Origin of the sequence: Streptomyces sp. R41 (assembly GCF_041053055.1) — a bacterium.
In the GTDB taxonomy this organism is placed as follows: domain Bacteria; phylum Actinomycetota; class Actinomycetes; order Streptomycetales; family Streptomycetaceae; genus Streptomyces.
On sequence record NZ_CP163443.1, the window covers coordinates 1,742,009 to 1,760,228 of the forward strand.

Sequence of the window (18,220 nt, forward strand, 5' to 3'; positions counted from 1 at the left end):
CACCGGCAAGAGGGCCTCGGGTGGAGACGAAGGTGGAGAGCGCCGGTGGAGAGTGCCCCTTACACGGGTATCAGGGGCACAACCTGGGGCGGAGGACGCGCGGCACCTCGGGGGGATACCGAGTGTGCCTCGGCTCACATTAGGCTCGGCCGGACAAGGGAGTCGGGACGTCCATCACCTAGGAGGCGGCCTTGTCCACACCTGCTGCGGAGCGTGCCGTCGGCCGCGCGGAGGCGGAGGGGATCGCCGCCCGCGCCCGCGGCCTGACGAAGGCGTACGGCTCGGGCGAGACGACGGTGCTCGCGCTCGACTCGGTCGACGTGGACATCGCGCGCGGCCGCTTCACCGCGGTCATGGGCCCGTCGGGGTCCGGGAAGTCCACCCTCATGCATTGCCTGGCGGGGCTCGACAGTGTCTCGGCCGGACAGGTGTGGCTGGGCGACACCGAGATCACGGGGCTGAAGGATCGTGAGCTGACCCGGCTGCGCCGCGACCGGATCGGCTTCATGTTCCAGTCGTTCAACCTGATCCCCACGCTCAACGCGGCCGAGAACATCACGCTGCCCATGGACATCGCGGGCCAGAAACCCGACCAGAAGTGGCTGGACCAGGTCATCGACACGCTCGGTCTGCGTGACCGGCTGAAGCACCGGCCGGCGCAGCTGTCCGGCGGCCAGCAGCAGCGTGTCGCCTGCGCCCGCGCGCTCGCCTCGCGCCCCGAGCTGATCTTCGCGGACGAGCCGACGGGCAACCTCGACTCCCGCGCGGGTCTCGAAGTGCTCGGCTTCCTGCGCGAGGCGGTCGATGAACTGGGCCAGACCGTCGTGATGGTGACGCACGACCCGGGCGCGGCCGCCCACTCCGACCTCGTGCTCTTCCTCGGCGACGGGCGGATCGTGGACGAGATGGAGCGGCCTTCGGCGGAGGCCGTGCTGGAGCGCATGAAGCGGTTCGACACCATCCGGGTGACCTTCGACGGCGGGGGCGGCGGACCCGACGGGACGACCCCTGCGGGTGCCTCCGGTGACGTACTGCTTGATGGCAGCCCCGGCGCCGCGACTCCCGACGGCGACTCCGGCGACGTAACCCTCGAGAAGGACTGAGGCGGGCGTGCTCAAGGCGACTCTGCGGAGCTTTCTCGCGCACAAGGGGCGGCTTCTGCTCTCGGCGCTGGCTGTCGTGCTGTCCGTGGCGTTCGTCGCGGGCAGCCTCATCTTCTCGGACACGGTGACCCGGACCTTCGACCGGCTCTTCGCCTCCACCTCGGCCGATGTGACCGTGGAGCCGAAGAACGACCTCAGCTCGCAGATCCCGACCGGCGCCACCCAGACCGTGCCCGCCTCGCTCGCCGACCGACTGACGAAGGTCGACGGCGTCGCCGCCACCCACGTGGACGCGGCGGTGGAGAACGCCACGGTCGTCGACAGCAAGCACGAGTCGGTCGGTCCGACCACGGGCGCCCCCACCATCGTCACCAACTGGGAGGTCACCGAGCGCAGTCCGGTGAAGCTGACCTCCGGCCACGAGCCCCAGGGCGGCGGCGAGGCGCTTCTGGACGCGGACACCGCCAAGAAGAAGCACGTCCGCATCGGCGACACCCTGACGGTCCAGGCGCAGCCCGGCCCCTTCAAGGTGCGGATCGTCGGGATCGCCACCTTCACCACCACCAACCCCGGTGCCGCGCTGATCTTCCTCGACACCCCGACCGCACAGACCAGACTGCTCGGCAGCCCGGCCGCCGCCACGAGCATTTCCGTGGACGCGGCGCCAGGAGTCAGCGACGCCCAGCTCAAGCAGCGGATCGCCGACGAACTCGGCACGAAGACCTATGACTTGAAGACCGCGGAGGAGCAGGCCAAGTCCGCCGCCGCCCAACTGGGCGGATTCCTGGACGTCATCAAGTACGTGATGCTCGGCTTCGCCGGAATCGCCGTCCTGGTGGGCGTCTTCCTGATCGTCAACACCTTCTCGATGCTGATCGCCCAACGCACCCGCGAGCTGGGCCTGTTGCGCGCACTGGGCGCCGACCGGCGTCAGGTGCGCCGGTCCGTGCTCACCGAGGCGCTGCTGCTCGGTCTGGTCGGTTCGACGCTCGGACTCGCCGCGGGGATCGGGCTCGCGCTGGGCCTGATCAAGCTCATGACCGCGTTCGGCATGAACCTCAAGTCGACCGAGATGGTGATCGGCTGGGCGACACCCGTCGCGGCGTACGTCGTCGGGGTCGGCGTCACCTTCGTGGCGGCGTATCTCCCGGCCAGGCGGGCGGCGGGCGTCTCCCCCATGGCGGCCCTCGCGGACGCCGAGGTCGCCGGTGTGGGACGGCCGTTGCGGGTGCGCGCCATGGTGGGCGCGGTCGTCGGCGCGTTGGGTGCCGCCGCGCTCGCGGGGTGCGCCGCGTCGTCGAAGACCTCGACGGCCGCCTCCCTGCTGGGACTCGGCGTCGTCCTGACGCTCATCGCGACGGTGATCGCGGGTCCGCTTCTGGTGCGGCCGGTCATCCGGGTCCTGGGCGGGGCCTTCCCCGCGGTCTTCGGCTCCGTCGGGCGGATGAGCCAGCGCAACGCGCTGCGCAACCCGCGGCGCACGGGCGCCACCGCGGCCGCCCTGATGGTGGGTCTCGCCCTGGTCGGCGGTATGTCCGTGGCCAGCGCGTCCATGACCAAGTCCTTCGACCATCAGATCGACAAGACACTCGGCGCCGACTTCGTGATCCAGAACAGCAACTTCGTGCCGTTCCCGCAGGACCTCACCGACAAGGTGCGCCGGACGGAGGGCGCCGGGCTCGTGGTCCGCCAACGGTTCACCCCGGTCGCGGTGCGGCTGCCGGACGGCAAGCGGATCGAGACGACCGCCGCGGCCTACGATCCGCGGCTCGACGACGTCGCCCACGTCACGTACGCGCAAGGAGACACCGCGGCAGCGCTCGGCGACGGGCACATCGCCATGGACCTGAAGTTCGCGCGGAAGCACGACGTGCGCGTCGGCAGCGTGATCCCCGTCGAATTCCCCGCCAAACGGAAGACCGAGCTGACGGTGGCGGCACTCACCGACCAGGACGCCGCCGAAGGCTTCGGAATGCAGGGCGGGCTCTACTTCGGCATGGCCACCATCGAGAAGTACGTGCCCGGCGGACAGGACTCCGCGCTGTACGTGAACGCGGCCCCGGGTACCAGCGCCGATCAGTTGCGCTCGCGGCTGGAGAAGACGCTCGACCCGTATCCGCAGGCCAAGGTCCTCGACCAGGCAGACTACAAGAAGCTGATCCACGATCAGATCGCCGTACTGCTCTACCTCGTGTATGCGCTGCTCGGCCTCGCGATCGTCATCGCGGTGCTCGGCGTCGTCAACACCCTCGCCCTGTCGGTGGTGGAGCGAACCCGCGAGATCGGACTGCTGCGCGCCATCGGGCTCGCCCGGCGCCAGTTGCGCCGGATGATCCGCCTGGAGTCGGTGGTGATCGCCGTGTTCGGCGCGGTCCTCGGCCTGGCGCTGGGGATCGTCTGGGGTGTGTGCGTCCAGCAAGTACTCGCGCTGCAGGGCATGAAGTCGCTCGCCATCCCCTGGCCGACGATCATCGCGGTGGTGGTCGGTTCGGCGGTCGTGGGCATCGTGGCGGCGTTGCTTCCGGCGTTGCGCGCGTCGCGTATGAACGTGCTGGCGGCGATCGCGCACGAATGATGTACTCGCGTCAAGTCGCCTCCGGGTAAGGAGAGTTCATGCCGCGCCCCTTCCGATTCGGCGTCAACCTGATCAGCCCCGCATCCGCCGATGAATGGCGCGCCAAGTGCCGCAGGGCCGAGGAACTCGGCTACGACGTCATCGCCGTGGCCGACCACCTCGGCATGCCCGCCCCGTTCCCCGCCCTGGTCGCCGCCGCCGAGGCGACCGAGCGGCCCCGCCTCGGCACATTCGTGCTCAACACGGGCTTCTGGAACCCCACGCTGCTGGCCCGCGAGGTGGCCACCACCGACACGTTGACCGGCGGACGCCTCGAACTGGGCCTCGGCACCGGCTATGTACAGGCGGAGCACGAGACCGCGGGCCTCCCGTGGGGTTCGCCGCGTGAGCGGGTCGATCATCTTCTGCGCACGGTCAAGGAGTTGGACCGGCTCCTCGGCTCGGAGGCGCTCCCCCACTCTCGGCTCCCCTCGAGCGGGGGGACCCCCAAGCAGCAGGCCGCGCAGAAGCCTCGCGTGCCGCTCCTGATCGGCGCCAACGGCGACCGGATGCTGCGGCTCACCGCCGAGCACGCGGACATCGCGGCCTTCACCGGCGCGCGCACCCTGGAGGGCGGCACGCTGGCGCCCATCACGGCCGAGGAACTCGACGAACGCGTCGCCCTGTTCCGGGAGTCCGCCGCGGGGCGCAAGGAGCCCGCCGAGCTCAACCTGCTGATCCAGATCGTCACCGTCACCGACGACCGCGGTGCCGCCATTCAGCCCTGGCTGCCCCGCATTCCCCACCTGACCGAGCAACAGGTGCTCGAGCTGCCGATCGTGCTGGTGGGCACCTTGGAGCAGATCATCGAGCAGGTGCGGGCGCAGCGGGAGCGGTACGGATTCTCGTATCTGACCGTGCTGGAGCCGAACATGGAGGTGTTCGCCCCCGTCGTCGAGGCACTGCGTGGCGAGTGACGTCCGGATGGTGGAATTTCCGTAGCCCGGGTGAGGGCCCGTGATGGGATCGCGGCATGACTGACCTGCGTATACGGGCCGCGACGCCCGACGACCTCGACACCGTGCTGGCCTTCTGGAAGGTGGCCGCCGAGGGCACGAGCATCAGTGACGACCGGGACGGCGTGGAGCGGCTCATCGCCCGCGATCCCGCGGCGCTGATCCTCGCCGAACAGGACGGCGAGCTGGTCGGCACGGTGATCGCGGGCTTCGACGGCTGGCGGTGTCATCTGTACCGCCTCGCGGTGCACCCCGAACGCCGGCGCCTCGGCATCGGCTCGGCGCTTCTCGCCGCGGCCGAGGAACGTTTCGTACGACTCGGGGGGCGCCGCGGCGACGCGATGGTGCTCCAGCGGAACGAGACCGCGCAGCATGCGTGGCGGGCCGCCGGGTATGCACCCGAGGAGCAGTGGCGCCGCTGGGTGAAGCCGCTCACCGACTAGGGCCCGCCGGAGCCCCCCGCGACGAGAGTCCTTTGCTGATCCTTTACCATTGGAGGATCACCAGGTCCTCCAATGAAAGGTGTGAGCGTCCGCCCATGGGCGAGCCTCCCAGTACCCGATATCGCGCGATCCCCCGCCCCTGGCCGATCATGGGACGGAGGTGACCCGATGAACGAAGTGCTCCTCCTCCTGGTGGCGATTCTGCTCTCACTGGCCTGTGGCGCCTTCGTCGCCGCGGAGTTCTCGCTGACCACGGTCGAGCGCAGTGAGCTGCAGCGGGCCGTCGAGCGCGGTGAGCGCGGCGCGTCGGGCGCCCTCAAAGCCGTACGGAATCTGACCTTCCAGCTCTCCGGCGCCCAGCTCGGCATCACCGTCACCAACCTGGTGGTCGGCATGCTCTCGGAGGCGTCGATCGCCAAGCTGATCGCGGGTCCGCTGGAGTCGATCGGCATCTCGCCCTCCGCGTCGAACTCGGTGGCCCTGGTCATCGGCACGGCTCTGTCGACGGTCTTCCTGATGGTCGTCGGCGAGCTCGTGCCCAAGAACTGGGCGATCTCCTCTCCGCTCGCCGTGGCCAAGCGGGTGGCGACGCCGCAGCGCTGGTTCAGCGCCGCCTTCCGCCCGTTCATCACGCACCTCAACAACACGGCGAACAGTGTCGTACGACGCTTCGGCCTCGAACCCGCCGAGGAGCTGGCCTCCGCACGCGGGCCCCAGGAACTGGTGGCGCTCGCCCGGCACTCCGCCAAGCAGGGCGCCCTGGAGGCGGACACCGCCGAGTTGTTCGTGCGCACGCTGAATCTGGCCGACCTGACCGCGGAGAACGTGATGACCCCGCGCGTGCAGGTCATCGCGCTGGACGCGCAGGCGACCTGCGAGGACGTGGCGAACGCGACACGGGCGACCGGCCTGTCCCGCTTCCCCGTCTACCGCGGCAATCTCGACTCGGTCGTCGGCATCGCGCACATCAAGGACGTGCTGACCGTGCCCGCCGAACGCCGGACTCAGACACCCGTCTCCCAGATCATGCGTGAGCCGCTGCTCGTCCCGGAGTCCCTGACCGTCGACCGGCTGCTGGACCGGCTGGTCGGCAAGCGCACCATGGCCGCGGTCATCGACGAGTACGGCGGTACGGCCGGGGTCGCCACCCTGGAGGACATCGTCGAGGAGGTCGTCGGCGAGGTGCGGGACGAGCACGACCCGCACGAGACGCCCGACCTGGCCCCGGCCGGCGCGGACGACGAGGGGCGGGCCCTCTACTCGGCCGACGGGTCGGCCCGCATCGACCAGCTGGCGCGCGTCGGTCTGCGGGTGCCCGACGGACCGTACGAGACGCTGGCCGGTTTCATGGCGACCGAGCTCGGTCGCATTCCCGACGTCGAGGACAGCGTCGAGGTCGCCGGGTGGCGGCTCGACGTGGTGGACGCCTCGGGGCGGCGGGCAGCGCGGGTGCTGCTGCACGCTCCGCGCGACGGTGGGGAGGGGGAGCGATGACCGCCGTACAACTGCTGATCGGCCTCGCGACGCTGGTCGTGAACGCCTTCTTCGTGGGCGCCGAGTTCGCGCTGATCTCGGTGCGCCGCAGCCAGATCGAGCCGCACGCCGAGCGGGGCGACCGTCGGGCGCGCAGCGTGCTGTGGGGCCTGGAGCACGTGTCCGCGCTGCTGGCGGCCGCGCAGCTGGGCATCACCCTGTGCACGCTGGTCCTGGGCATCGTGGCCGAGCCCGCGATCGCGCACCTTCTGGAGCCGGTGTTCCACGCGGTGGGCGTCTCGCAGAGCGCTGGCCACGCGATCTCGTTCATCATCGCGCTCACCCTGGCGACGTATCTGCACATGCTGCTCGGCGAGATGGTGCCGAAGAACATCGCGCTCGCGGAGCCGGTGCGCACCGCGCTGCTGCTCGGCCCGCCACTGGTCGGGCTCTCGCGCGCGCTGCGCCCGGTCATCTTCTCGATCAACGCCTTCGCGAACGGACTGCTGAAGCTGCTGCGGGTCGAGGCGAAGGGCGAGGTCGCGGCGACCTTCTCCGACGACGAACTGGCCCGGCTGGTCAAGGACTCCAGCGCCGCCGGGCTGATCGACGACCGGGCTCAGGAGCGGCTGCACGACGCGCTGGAGCTGGGCCGGCGACCCGTGCGGGACGTCGTCCTCCCCCTGGAACGCGTCGTCTACGCGCGCGTGGGCGTCACTCCGGACGAACTGGAACGGCTGTCCGCCGAGTCCGGCTTCTCCCGCTTCCCCGTCGTCGACGAGGGCCGCCGCATCGTCGGCTACCTCCATGTCAAGGACGCACTGGACGCGATGCCGCGCGACGTGGCGTTCCCGGTGCGGGACATGCGCCCCATCGCACGGGTACGGGAGAGCACTCCACTGGACGACGTGCTGACGGCGATGCGGCGCAGTCGTACGCATCTCGCGGCGGTCATGGGCAGCGACGGGCGGCTCGCGGGGCTGGTGACGATGGAGGACGTGCTGCGGGAGTTGTTCGGGCAGCCGGCGTGAGCACCACAGGGGCCGCCGGAGCGTCCCCGCCCGGCGGCCCGACAGACAAGAGCGCCCGGCGGCCCGACCGACAGGAGTCTCCGCGCCCGGCGACCCGACCGACCGACGGGTATGCAGGCGGGTTACCATCTTTTCCGCCATGCAGACGAATGCCACGTACACCAGTCTTGTCGCGGTCGGCGACTCCTTCACCGAGGGCATGTCGGACCTGTTGCCCGACGGCTCGTACCGCGGCTGGGCCGATCTCCTCGCGGCCCGGATGGCGGCACGGACGCCCGGCTTCCGGTACGCCAACCTCGCGGTGCGCGGCAAGCTGATCCGGCAGATCGTCGACGAGCAGGTGGACGTGGCAGCCGCGATGCGACCCGACGTGATCACGCTGGTCGGCGGGCTCAACGACACGCTGCGCCCCAAGGTCGACATGGGACGCGTCCGCGGTCTCCTGGAGGAGGCCGTGGAGCGGCTCGCCCCCGCATGCAAGCAGCTCGTCCTGATGCGCAGCCCCGGCCGCAACGGCCCGGTTCTCGAACGGTTCCGACCGCGTATGGAGGAGCTCTTCACCGTCGTCGACGACCTCGCGGAGCGGCACGGCGCGCTCGTGGTCGACCTGTACGGTGCGCCCTCGCTCGCCGACCCCCGCCTGTGGGACGTGGACCGGCTGCACCTGACGGCGGAGGGGCACCGTCGCGTCGCCGAGGCGGTGTGGCAGACGCTCGGGTACGAGCCGCAGGACGCGCAGTGGCATACGCCTATGGCGGCCACCGCGCCACCCGGCTGGGTCGCCCGCCGCACCGCCGACGCCCGGTTCGCCAAGCAGCACCTGCTGCCGTGGATCGGACGGCGGCTGACAGGCCGCTCGTCGGGTGACGGACGCCCGGCCAAGCGGCCCGAGCTGCTGCCGTACGAGGGATCGGTGGGGTAGACATACGGCGGAAGGGAGCCGCATGCCCACCACCGTGATCAACCTCAAGGGCCACATCCACGACTTCGGTCCCCGGCTGGAAAAGGCCCCGGCGGACCTCGTCTACATCGGTCGTCGCTGGACCATCGGCCACTGGGACCTCCCGCAGCACCCGCTCTACAACCCGTTCGCGCCCGACACCCCCACCAAGAAGCGCGACGGCACCCGGGCCGAGGTCATGGAGATGTACCGGGCGTATCTCCTCGAACGCCCCGAGCTCCTCGCCCAGGTACCCGCCCTGCGCGGCAAGACGCTGGCGTGCTGGTGCGCGCCCGAGCTGTGCCACGGCGACATCCTCGCGGAGCTGGCGGACGCCTCGTAGGACGAACCCCGGCCGTCACTCCCGTGGGTGTCACCGATGGCGTGGGTGAGCCACTGCCTGCTTTCTGGACCCAGAGGGGAACCGGAGAAGAAGGCGAGCGCCGATGGAGCCGAAGGACGAGCGGCTGCGGACGCCGCGGGCCGCCGGTATGGCAGGGGCGGTGTTCGCGGTCCTGCTGGCGGCGGCGATCGTGCTGGTGCGGATCGCGGTCCCCTCGGGCAACGCCGCCAACGCGAAGATCGATCCGGACGAGCGGTGGGCGGTGCGGGTGGCACTGGAGATTCTCCCGTTCGCGGGAATCTTCTTCCTGTGGTTCATGGGCGCCCTGCGCGCACAGGTCGGCGACGCCGAGGACAGATTCATCGCCACCGTGTTCCTGGGCAGTGGACTGGTATTCGTCGCCACCATGTTCGGTGCCGGCGCCGCGGCGGGCACCGTACTGAGCGAGACTCAGCCCTCGAGCTTCGGGCGCCACTTCGCGTACACGCTCATGACGACGTACGCGCTCCGCATGGCGGCCGTGTTCGTCTTCACGACCTCGACCATCGGACACCGCCTCGGCGTCTTCCCACGTCCGCTCGCCGTCCTCGGATACCTCGTGGGCCTTGTCCTGCTCGTCTTCGGGTCCGGCCTGCCCTGGTCCGAGTTGGTCTTCCCGGCCTGGGCGCTGGTCGTCAGCGTCCACATCCTCCGTGCCGGTCCTCGCGAGCCGCTCCCTTGTGTGGCCTAGCGGTGATTCCGCCACCCGACGGGTGCCTCGGCGCGCGGCTTCGCACCCGCTCGCGCATGCTGAACAGGAGGGGGCGAGAAGGGGCTACGGAAAGGCTGATCCTCGGTGAGGCTTGTCGTCGATCTCAACCGCTGCCAGGGATACGCGCAGTGCGCGTTCCTCGCTCCCGACGTATTTGCCATGCACGGAGAAGAGTCGCTGCTCTACAACCCGCAGGCCGAGGAGGAGAGGCGCGAGGAAGTGGCGCGAGCCGTCGCCGCGTGCCCCGTCCAGGCCATCCTCGTGGAGGCGGACGCCTCGGACGAGGCCCCCGGAGGCGACCGGGAGGGCGACCGGTGAGCGGCAACGGATCTCTCGAGCGGCTCAAGCGCGAAGGGCGCATCGTCGTCGTCGGCGCCTCACTGGCGGGGCTGCGTGGCGCGGAGACGTTGCGCGAGGAAGGGTTCACCGGCTCCCTCACGATGATCGGCGACGAGCCGTACGAGCCTTACGACCGCCCCCCGCTGTCGAAGCAGGTCCTGCTGGGCAAGGCGACGGCGGATCGCACCCTCCTCCCGCGGCGCCGGGCGATCGACGCGGAGTGGCGCCTCGGGGTGCCGGCCACCGGCCTGGACATGGCGGTCGGACGGGTACGGCTGGCCGACGGCGACGAGGTGGAGTACGACCGGCTGCTCATCGCCACCGGTGTACGGGCCAGGCCATGGCCCAGGGAGGACGAGGCGGAGCTCGACGGCGTGTTCGTCCTGCGGACCCGCGACGACGCCCACGCACTGGAGCGCTCGCTCGCGCAGGGACCGCGCCGCGTGCTCGTGATCGGCGCGGGATTCACCGGCTCGGAGATCGCCTCGGCCTGCCGGGAACGCGGGATCGCGGTCACCGTGGCCGAACGGGCCGACGCACCCCTGGTCGGAGCGCTCGGCGGAGTGATCGGCCAGGTCGCGGCCGAGCTGCATCGCGAGAACGGCGTCGACCTGCGCTGCGGCGTCATGGTGACCGGTCTGGAGGGCGACTCCACGGGACGCGTCCGCGCCGCCCATTTCTCCGACGGGAACTCCGTCGAGGCGGACGTGGTGGTCGTATCGCTCGGTGCCATGCGCAACACCGAATGGCTCGCGGGATCCGGACTCGGCGCGGGTCCTCGGGGCATCGCCTGTGACGCCGGCTGCCGGGCCTTCGACATCCGGGGCATCGTGACCGACGACATCTATGTGGCGGGCGACGTCGCCCGGTCCCCGCATCCGCTGTTCGGATACCAATTCCTGTCTCTGGAGCACTGGGGGAATGCCGTTTCCCAGGCCGAGACCGCGGCGCACAACATGATGAGTGAAAGCACGGACCGCCGCCCCCACATCTGGGTGCCCGCGTTCTGGTCCTCACAGTTCGGTGTGAACATCAAGTCCGTCGGGGTGCCGACGATGGGGACGGAGATCCTCATCGCGCAGGGCGCTCTCAACGAGCGCAGATTCACCGGCGTGTACGGCTATCAGGGGCGTGTCATCGGCGCCGTCACCTTCGACCAGTCGAAGTGGCTGCAGTTCTACCAGCAGCAGATCGAGACCACGGCGCCGTTCCCCCCGCCCTACCCCACGATGGACCGCCGTCCCGAGGGACAGCACCCGATGGACGCCGACTTCCCCGACCCGTCGGTGCCCACGCACGGCCCGACCGTCACTCTCAGCGGATATTCGCCCGCCGACCGGCGGATGACGTTCACCCCCGCCAGGCACTGATCCGACGCTCACGAGGACGCACCCATGGACATCCTGCGGCAGATCATCGACCACGCCAACCGTGCCAATCCGTATCCGCTGTACGAGCAGCTCCGCAAGACGCCGGTGTACCACGAGGCGGACGGGCCGTACGTCGTCAGCACGTACTACGACATCCAGAGTCTTCTGCACGATCCGCGGGTCAGCTCCGACGTGCGCAACCTGAAGTCGGCGGCGGCCGATCCGCTGGCCGCCGACCAACAGGAGGAGACCGCGCTGCCGCCGAGCTTCCTGCGGCTCGACCCTCCGGAGCACGACCGGCTGCGGCGTATGACGAACCGGCCTTTCGGCCCACCGCACTCCCCTCGGCGCATCTACGAGATGCACGACGAGCTGAAAGGCATCGTCGCGGGGCTCATCGACGGTATCGACGCCCCGGATCGGATCGATCTGGTCGACCAGGTCTCCTATCCCTTCCCGGTGACCGTGATCTGCCGACTGCTGGGGGTGCCGCGTGAGGACGAGACGCGCTTCCACACCTGGGCGGACACCATCGCCGCCAGCCTGGACCCCGTCCTGGACGACGATCGCGAGGAGCGCACCAAGATCGCGCACAATGCGCGCACGGAGCTGGGCATGTATCTGGCCGGGCTCATCGAGGAACGTCGCAAGAAGCCCGGCGACGACATGTTGTCGGAGCTGGCCACCTCGCACGGGCCGGACGGTGCCATGACGACGATGGAGGCCCTGAGCACGTCGGTGCTCCTGCTGATCGCCGGTCATGAGACGACGGTCAACCTCATCACCAACGGCATGCTGACCCTGCTGCGCAACCCCGACGTCCTCCAGCGGCTGCGCGAGGACCCGAAACTGTCCGTCCCCCTCGTCGAGGAGTTGCTGCGCTTCGAACCACCGGTGCAGCTGGTGCCGCAGCGCAGCACCCTCGCCGACATCGAGGTGCGCGGCGTCACCATCCCCAAGGGCGCGTCGCTGTGGCTGGTGCTGGCAGCGGGCAACCGCGACCCCGACCGCTTCGACCATCCGGACCGGTTCGACCCTGACCGCGGGGACATCCAGCATCTGGGCTTCGGCAGCGGCATTCACAGCTGCTTCGGCGCCCCACTGGCCCGGCTGGAGGCGCAACTCGCGCTGAGCGAGCTGGCCCGCAGGCTGGAGAATCCCCGACTGCTGGAGGATCCGCCCCCCTACCGGCAGAGCGCGGTCCTTCGCGGCCCGCGCCATCTGCCGATCGCCTGCGACGGCATCCGGCCTTAGAGCTTCACCAGACTGACCTGGGCGCTCTGAGCTGTGCGGACGTACAGAGCCCCACCGGACGCCGGGTAAACTCCCTACACGTGACTGCCGCGCCCGCAAAGCCCCGTATCCCCAACGTCCTCGCCGGACGCTACGCCTCCGCCGAGCTCGCCACGCTCTGGTCCCCCGAGCAGAAGGTGAAGCTGGAGCGTCAGCTCTGGCTCGCCGTGCTGCGGGCCCAGAAGGACCTCGGGATCGAGGTGCCGGACGCCGCCATCGCCGACTACGAGCGCGTCCTCGACCAGGTCGACCTCGCCTCGATCGCCGAGCGCGAGAAGGTCACGCGGCACGACGTGAAAGCGCGGATCGAGGAGTTCAACGACCTCGCCGGACACGAGCACGTGCACAAGGGCATGACGTCCCGGGACCTCACCGAGAACGTCGAGCAGCTGCAGATCCGGCTCTCGCTGGAGCTGATGCGTGACCGCACGGTCGCCGTCCTGGCGCGCCTCGGCAAGCTCGCGGGCGAGTACGCCGAACTGGTCATGGCCGGCCGCTCGCACAACGTGGCCGCCCAGGCCACCACCCTCGGCAAGCGCTTCGCGACCGCCGCCGACGAGCTGCTCGTCGCGTACGGCCGCGTCGAGGAGCTGCTCGGCCGCTACCCGCTGCGTGGCATCAAGGGCCCGGTGGGCACGGCGCAGGACATGCTGGACCTGCTGGGCGGCGACGCGGCGAAGCTCGCGGACCTGGAGCAGCGCATCGCCCAGCACCTCGGCTTCTCGCAGGCCTTCACCTCCGTCGGCCAGGTCTACCCGCGCTCGCTCGACTACGAGGTCGTCACCGCGCTGGTGCAGCTGGCGGCCGCGCCGTCCTCGCTGGCCAAGACGATCCGGCTGATGGCCGGGCACGAGCTGGTCACCGAGGGCTTCAAGCCCGGCCAGGTCGGCTCGTCCGCGATGCCGCACAAGATGAACACCCGCTCCTGCGAGCGCGTCAACGGCCTGATGGTCATCCTGCGCGGCTACGCGTCGATGACCGGCGAGCTGGCGGGCGACCAGTGGAACGAGGGCGACGTGTCGTGCTCGGTCGTACGCCGCGTCGCGCTGCCCGACGCGTTCTTCGCGCTGGACGGCCTGTTGGAGACCTTCCTCACCGTCCTCGACGAGTTCGGCGCCTTCCCGGCCGTCGTCGCGCGCGAGCTGGACCGCTACCTGCCGTTCCTCGCGACGACCAAGGTCCTCATGGGCGCGGTGCGCGCGGGCGTCGGCCGCGAGGTCGCGCACGAGGCCATCAAGGAGAACGCCGTCGCCTCCGCGCTCGCCATGCGTGAGCAGGGCGCCGAGCGCAACGAGCTGCTCGACAAGCTCGCCGCGGACGAACGCATCCCGCTCGACCGCGCCCAGCTCGACGAGTTGATGGCCGACAAGCTCTCCTTCACGGGTGCCGCGGCCGACCAGGTCGCCGTCGTCGTCGGCCGTATCGAGGACATCGTGAAGCAGCACCCGCAGGCCGCGGCCTACACGCCGGGGGCGATCCTCTGACGCGGCTCACTCCCGCGGACCTGGAGGCCGCCCGCGACCGGCTCGTGCCGGATGTCGTCGCGGACGGCCTCCACGTTCTGTTCTGCGGCATCAATCCGGGACTGATGACGGCCGCCACCGGCCATCACTTCGCCCGGCCCGGAAACCGCTTCTGGCCGGTGCTGCACCTTTCCGGGTTCACACCCCGCCTCATGAAGCCGTCGGAACAGGGCGAGTTGCTCTCGTACGGGCTCGGCATCACGAATGTGGTGGCGCGCGCGACGGCTCGGGCCGACGAGCTCAGCGCCGCGGAGTACCGCGAGGGCGGGCGACTGCTCAGCGAGAAGGTGGAGCGACTGCGGCCGCGGTGGCTCGCGGTGGTCGGTGTGACCGCGTACCGGACGGCGTTCGGTGACCGCAAGGCTCAAGTCGGCCCGCAGGAGCGGACGATCGGGGCCAGCCGGGTGTGGGTACTCCCCAACCCGAGTGGGCTCAACGCGCATTGGACGGCGGCGACGATGGCGGAGGAGTTCGGGCGGTTGAGGGAGGCCGCGCAGGCTCAGTAGGTCACGGTGGGTCTATCTCCGTGACCACGGCCAGGAGCTGGAACGGCAGTTCCTTGTCCCACTGCGAGACGCCGAGGGCAACCCAGCGGCCGTGCGCTTCCGCCTTCCAGAGGTGCACATCGGGCACATGGGAACTCAGGATGCCCCATGGCTCGGCTATGTCCTCACCGTCCATCGACCGGTCGAAGACGCTCGCCAGGCTGAAGACCTGCGGACGCCCCCAGCGCGGGGTGAGCAGCTCCGAGAGGCCGTCCCGATCGGCTTCGTACTGCTCTTCCGTCTTCTCCCGCGCCGTGCCGTCGTCCTCCCAGAATTCCTCGCTCGTCGCCAACTCGGCGATGTGGTAACCGAGTCCTCCGGTGCCGACGTCCGAGCGGCTGTCCTCCGCGGGGAAGTCCTCGGAGCACAGCCGCAAGATCGTGGCGAGGTACAGCGCGCTGGTCATGAGATCCAGTAAAGCGGCCGCCACTGACAATTGGCGTGGCGTCAGGACCGCCCAGTGACGTCAGGCGTCCCGGCGTCGCACGCTCCACGCGCCGGCCGCCAGCGCCGCCGCTGCCCAGGCCGCGGTCACGGCGAGCCCCGTCCACGGACCGAGAGCACCGTCCCACGTCTCGTGGAGGACCACCTGCCCCGCCTTGTCCGGCAGGTAGTCGGCCACGGTGCCCGCCGCCGACCCGACGACGAACGACACGATCAGGAGGAACGGGATCAGGATGCTCAGGGTGGCGACTCCGCTGCGCAGGAGGGCCGCGAGTCCCGCCGCGAGCAATGCCATCAGTGTCAGATAGATACCGCAGCCGACCACACCGCGCAGCCCCTCGCCCCAGGTCAGCCCGTTCGCCCTGGTCCCGAGGACCGCCTTGCCCACGACCAGGCTCACGCCCCCTGTGACCAGGCCGACGACCAACGCCGGTACGCCGATGGCCACCGCCTTGGCCGCGAACCACCGCACTCGGTCCGGTACTGCTGCGAGCGTGACGCGCAGGGCGCCGCCCTGGAACTCGGCCGAGACCGCCTGCGCGCCATAGGTGATCGCCGCGATCTGTCCGAAGCTGACACCGAAGAACGCCGAGAACAGCGGGTCGAAGTCCTGGTCCCCGGAGTCGTCGAGACCGGCGAGCGCGGAGAACGCCGCGGTGGCGAGCAGGACGGCGGCCAGTCCCCACAGGAGCGACCGCAGCGTACGGATCTTGATCCACTCCGCGCGGAGTACGGGTGCGAAGGTCATGGAGAAGCCCCCTTGGGATGTGTCCGGCGTGGTCGGGCCGCTTGAGGCTGAGCCCGCCTCGGTGAGGCCTCTCGAGGCTGTGTCCGTCATGGTCAGGCCTCCTGAGCCTGGGGTGTGGTGGGCGTGGCGGCGAACTCGGTCTCGGCTGCCGTCAGATCCAGGTAGGCCTGCTCCAACGTGCCTTCCTCCGGCGCGAGTTCGAGGATCGGCAGGCCCGCGGCGGACGTGAGGCGGCCGATGTCCTCCACGCGCGCGTCGAGAGCGGTCCAGCAGCCGCCCTCGCCCTCGACGGCCTCGATACCGTGCCGCGCGAGCAGGTCGCTCAACGCGCCGCCGTCCGTGGTGCGCACCCGCACGCGGGGCTGCACGCGCGCGGAGATGAACTCCCGCATGGGCATGTCGGCGAGGAGCCGGCCCCGGCCGAGGACGACGAGGTGGTCGGCGAAGGACGCGGTCTCGTTCATGAGGTGGCTGGAGACGAGGACGGTGCGGCCCTCGCGGGCGAGTCCGCGCATCAACTCCCGGATCCAGATGATCCCTTCGGGATCCAGCCCGTTCGACGGTTCGTCGAGGAGCACCACGGGCGGGTCGCCGAGGAGCGCTGCCGCGATGCCCAGGCGCTGGCGCATGCCCAGGGAGTACGTCTTCACCCGGCGCCGCGCGACGGAGGCGAGCCCCGCCTCCTCCAGCACCTCGTCCACGCGCCGTTCGGGGATGCGGTTGCTCGCGGCGAGCGCCCGCAGATGGTCGCGGGCGGACCGCGATCCGTGCGCGGCCCCCGCGTCGAGCAGTGCGCCCACCTCCCGCAGCGGTTCGTGGAGGGTGGCGTAGGCGCGGCCGCCGACGGTGGCGGTGCCGGACGTGGGCCGGTCCAGGCCCAGTACGAGCCGCATGGTGGTGGACTTTCCGGCGCCGTTGGGACCGAGGAATCCGGTGACACGGCCCGGGAGAACGCTGAAGGTGAGGTGGTCCACGGCTCGCGTGCTGCCGTACTCCTTGGTCAGGTCTTGGACGTCGATGCTGGTCATGGCCCCAGCGTGGCCGGTGCTGACCGCTCGTCACCTCCCCCACCGGTGGAGATCCTCTCCCCCGCTCGGGGGAGGCCCGTTGTCAGTGCCGGCTGGCACGATGACGCAATGGCCCGCTTTCTGCACCCGCTGGTCCGGGGGACGACGTACACACGCTGGCTGCACCTGTGGGTGCCGATGCTGTTCGAAAGTGTGTGGCTGTTCATCGACATGTCAAAGCCGTGGGTGCCTGCGGTCCTGCTGATTCCGCTGGGGCTGATCCCGGCCGTGCGGCCGGGCGAGGGTGTGCAGGCGCGGTTCATGCTGGCGCGGGACGGCGGGGACGCGGCGTTCTCGATCTCGCCCTCGACCACGTGGCGGGACCGCTGGCGGACCGTGCTGTGGCTGGAAGTACGGATGGTCCTGAGCGGGGTGGCATCCTTCATCACCGTCTGGTTGCCCGCGGCAGCCGTCCTCCTGGTCAAGGCCGCGATCGACACGGAACCGATCCACACACCGGTCATGACGGTGACGCTTCCGCAGTGGGCCTACGCGCTGCTCGTTCCGTTGCCGCTGCTCGCCCTGTACGGCTCGGTGGTCGGCCTGGGCGAGTTGATCACGACACTCGCGCGCCGTCTTCTCGGTCCCTCCCCCACCGAGCGGCTCGCCGCCCTGGAGGAGCGCACCGAGCAGCTCCTGGAGCGCAACCGCATCGCCCGGGAGCTCCATGACTCGATCGGCCACGCACTGACCGTGGCCGTGGTGCAGGCAGGCGCGGCGCGGGCGGCCGGGGACCCGGCGTTCACCGATCGGGCCCTGAGCGCCATCGAGGACACCGGCCGGGCCGCGCTGGAGGACCTGGAGCGGGTGCTGGGCGTACTGCGCGAGGCGGAGCGTCCCGCGAGCAGCCGCCCGACGCTGAACGAGGCCGACCGGCTCCTGGAATCGGCGCGTGCGTCCGGGGCGAAGGTCGACGCCGAGGTGACGGGCGCGTTGGAGACCGTGCCGGGTCCGGTCTCCCGGGAGGGCTACCGCATCCTCCAGGAGTCCCTGACCAATGTGCTGCGGCACGCGGGGAGCGTCCCAGTCCGGGTCCGCATCGAGGTCGCCGACGGCACGCTCGGCCTGGAGGTCCGCAATCCGCTGACCGCGGAGATACCCGGGCCCGGCCGGGGCAGCGGCCTGCGCGGCATACGGGAACGGGCCGCACTGCTCGGCGGCCGCGCACGGACGGGACCGGACGCAGGTGACTGGCAGGTGCATGTAGAGCTGCCGTTGCGCTGATCTACGCTGGCCG

18 protein-coding genes are annotated in these 18,220 nt (G+C 70.4%); 15 read left to right on the forward strand and 3 right to left on the reverse strand.

Translation table 11 applies throughout. The features are described 5' to 3' along the window. Window positions 1-191: 191 nt before the first annotated feature. From AB5J53_RS08255 to mug, 14 genes are all read left to right on the forward strand, one after another. Window positions 192-1,103 carry an ABC transporter ATP-binding protein gene (locus AB5J53_RS08255; RefSeq protein ID WP_369244957.1) on the forward strand — a complete coding sequence of 304 codons (912 nt, stop codon included), beginning with the start codon at window positions 192-194 and terminating at the stop codon, window positions 1,101-1,103. A 7-nt stretch (window positions 1,104-1,110) separates the two neighbouring features. Further along, window positions 1,111-3,678 carry an FtsX-like permease family protein gene (locus tag AB5J53_RS08260; RefSeq protein ID WP_369244958.1) on the forward strand — a complete coding sequence of 856 codons (2,568 nt, stop codon included), beginning with the start codon at window positions 1,111-1,113 and terminating at the stop codon, window positions 3,676-3,678. Between the two features lie 38 nt (window positions 3,679-3,716). After that, on the forward strand, window positions 3,717-4,634 hold the full coding sequence (locus tag AB5J53_RS08265; RefSeq protein ID WP_369244959.1) for an LLM class F420-dependent oxidoreductase: 918 nt from the start codon (window positions 3,717-3,719) through the stop codon (window positions 4,632-4,634). A 56-nt stretch (window positions 4,635-4,690) separates the two neighbouring features. Then, window positions 4,691-5,116 carry a GNAT family N-acetyltransferase gene (locus AB5J53_RS08270; protein WP_369244960.1) on the forward strand — a complete coding sequence of 142 codons (426 nt, stop codon included), beginning with the start codon at window positions 4,691-4,693 and terminating at the stop codon, window positions 5,114-5,116. Between the two features lie 168 nt (window positions 5,117-5,284). Continuing rightward, window positions 5,285-6,610, forward strand: coding sequence for a hemolysin family protein (locus AB5J53_RS08275; RefSeq protein ID WP_369244961.1), 1,326 nt, complete (start codon window positions 5,285-5,287; stop codon window positions 6,608-6,610). Beyond that, window positions 6,607-7,620, forward strand: coding sequence for a hemolysin family protein (locus AB5J53_RS08280; protein WP_369244962.1), 1,014 nt, complete (start codon window positions 6,607-6,609; stop codon window positions 7,618-7,620). The genes AB5J53_RS08275 and AB5J53_RS08280 overlap by 4 nt, the downstream gene beginning before the upstream one ends. Window positions 7,621-7,759: 139 nt before the next feature. Next, window positions 7,760-8,542 (forward strand): SGNH/GDSL hydrolase family protein, encoded by a 783-nt coding sequence (locus AB5J53_RS08285; RefSeq protein ID WP_369244963.1) that lies wholly within the window; start codon window positions 7,760-7,762, stop codon window positions 8,540-8,542. 22 nt (window positions 8,543-8,564) lie between these two features. After that, window positions 8,565-8,903, forward strand: a complete 339-nt coding sequence (locus tag AB5J53_RS08290) for a DUF4326 domain-containing protein (RefSeq protein ID WP_369244964.1) — start codon at window positions 8,565-8,567, stop codon at window positions 8,901-8,903. A gap of 103 nt (window positions 8,904-9,006) precedes the next feature. Continuing rightward, the gene (locus AB5J53_RS08295; RefSeq protein ID WP_369244965.1) at window positions 9,007-9,633 is read left to right on the forward strand and encodes a hypothetical protein; all 627 of its coding nucleotides are present in this window, start codon (window positions 9,007-9,009) and stop codon (window positions 9,631-9,633) included. A gap of 105 nt (window positions 9,634-9,738) precedes the next feature. Next, the gene (locus tag AB5J53_RS08300; protein ID WP_369244966.1) at window positions 9,739-9,972 is read left to right on the forward strand and encodes a ferredoxin; all 234 of its coding nucleotides are present in this window, start codon (window positions 9,739-9,741) and stop codon (window positions 9,970-9,972) included. Then, window positions 9,969-11,363 (forward strand): NAD(P)/FAD-dependent oxidoreductase, encoded by a 1,395-nt coding sequence (locus AB5J53_RS08305; RefSeq protein ID WP_369244967.1) that lies wholly within the window; start codon window positions 9,969-9,971, stop codon window positions 11,361-11,363. Before AB5J53_RS08300 ends, AB5J53_RS08305 begins: the two co-directional genes overlap by 4 nt. Window positions 11,364-11,387: 24 nt before the next feature. Further along, entirely contained in the window at window positions 11,388-12,617 is a 1,230-nt protein-coding gene (locus tag AB5J53_RS08310) for a cytochrome P450 (RefSeq protein WP_369244968.1), read from the forward strand. An 80-nt stretch (window positions 12,618-12,697) separates the two neighbouring features. Continuing rightward, window positions 12,698-14,140 (forward strand): adenylosuccinate lyase, encoded by a 1,443-nt coding sequence (gene purB / locus AB5J53_RS08315; protein WP_369244969.1) that lies wholly within the window; start codon window positions 12,698-12,700, stop codon window positions 14,138-14,140. A gap of 44 nt (window positions 14,141-14,184) precedes the next feature. Then, on the forward strand, window positions 14,185-14,685 hold the full coding sequence (gene mug, locus AB5J53_RS08320; RefSeq protein ID WP_369244970.1) for a G/U mismatch-specific DNA glycosylase: 501 nt from the start codon (window positions 14,185-14,187) through the stop codon (window positions 14,683-14,685). Window position 14,686: 1 nt separating this feature from the next. Here the strand turns inward: mug and AB5J53_RS08325 are convergent, their stop codons facing one another. From AB5J53_RS08325 to AB5J53_RS08335, 3 genes are all read right to left on the reverse strand, one after another. After that, window positions 14,687-15,130: a hypothetical protein gene (locus AB5J53_RS08325; RefSeq protein ID WP_369244971.1), complete on the reverse strand. Its 444-nt coding sequence runs from the start codon at window positions 15,128-15,130 to the stop codon at window positions 14,687-14,689. Window positions 15,131-15,190: 60 nt separating this feature from the next. Beyond that, the gene (locus AB5J53_RS08330) at window positions 15,191-15,916 is read right to left on the reverse strand and encodes an ABC transporter permease (RefSeq protein WP_369244973.1); all 726 of its coding nucleotides are present in this window, start codon (window positions 15,914-15,916) and stop codon (window positions 15,191-15,193) included. Between the two features lie 92 nt (window positions 15,917-16,008). Further along, on the reverse strand, window positions 16,009-16,944 hold the full coding sequence (locus tag AB5J53_RS08335; RefSeq protein ID WP_369244974.1) for an ATP-binding cassette domain-containing protein: 936 nt from the start codon (window positions 16,942-16,944) through the stop codon (window positions 16,009-16,011). 108 nt (window positions 16,945-17,052) lie between these two features. Here AB5J53_RS08335 and AB5J53_RS08340 point away from each other — a divergent pair, with 108 nt between their 5' ends. Beyond that, window positions 17,053-18,207, forward strand: coding sequence for a sensor histidine kinase (locus AB5J53_RS08340; RefSeq protein WP_369244975.1), 1,155 nt, complete (start codon window positions 17,053-17,055; stop codon window positions 18,205-18,207). Window positions 18,208-18,220: the final 13 nt, after the last annotated feature.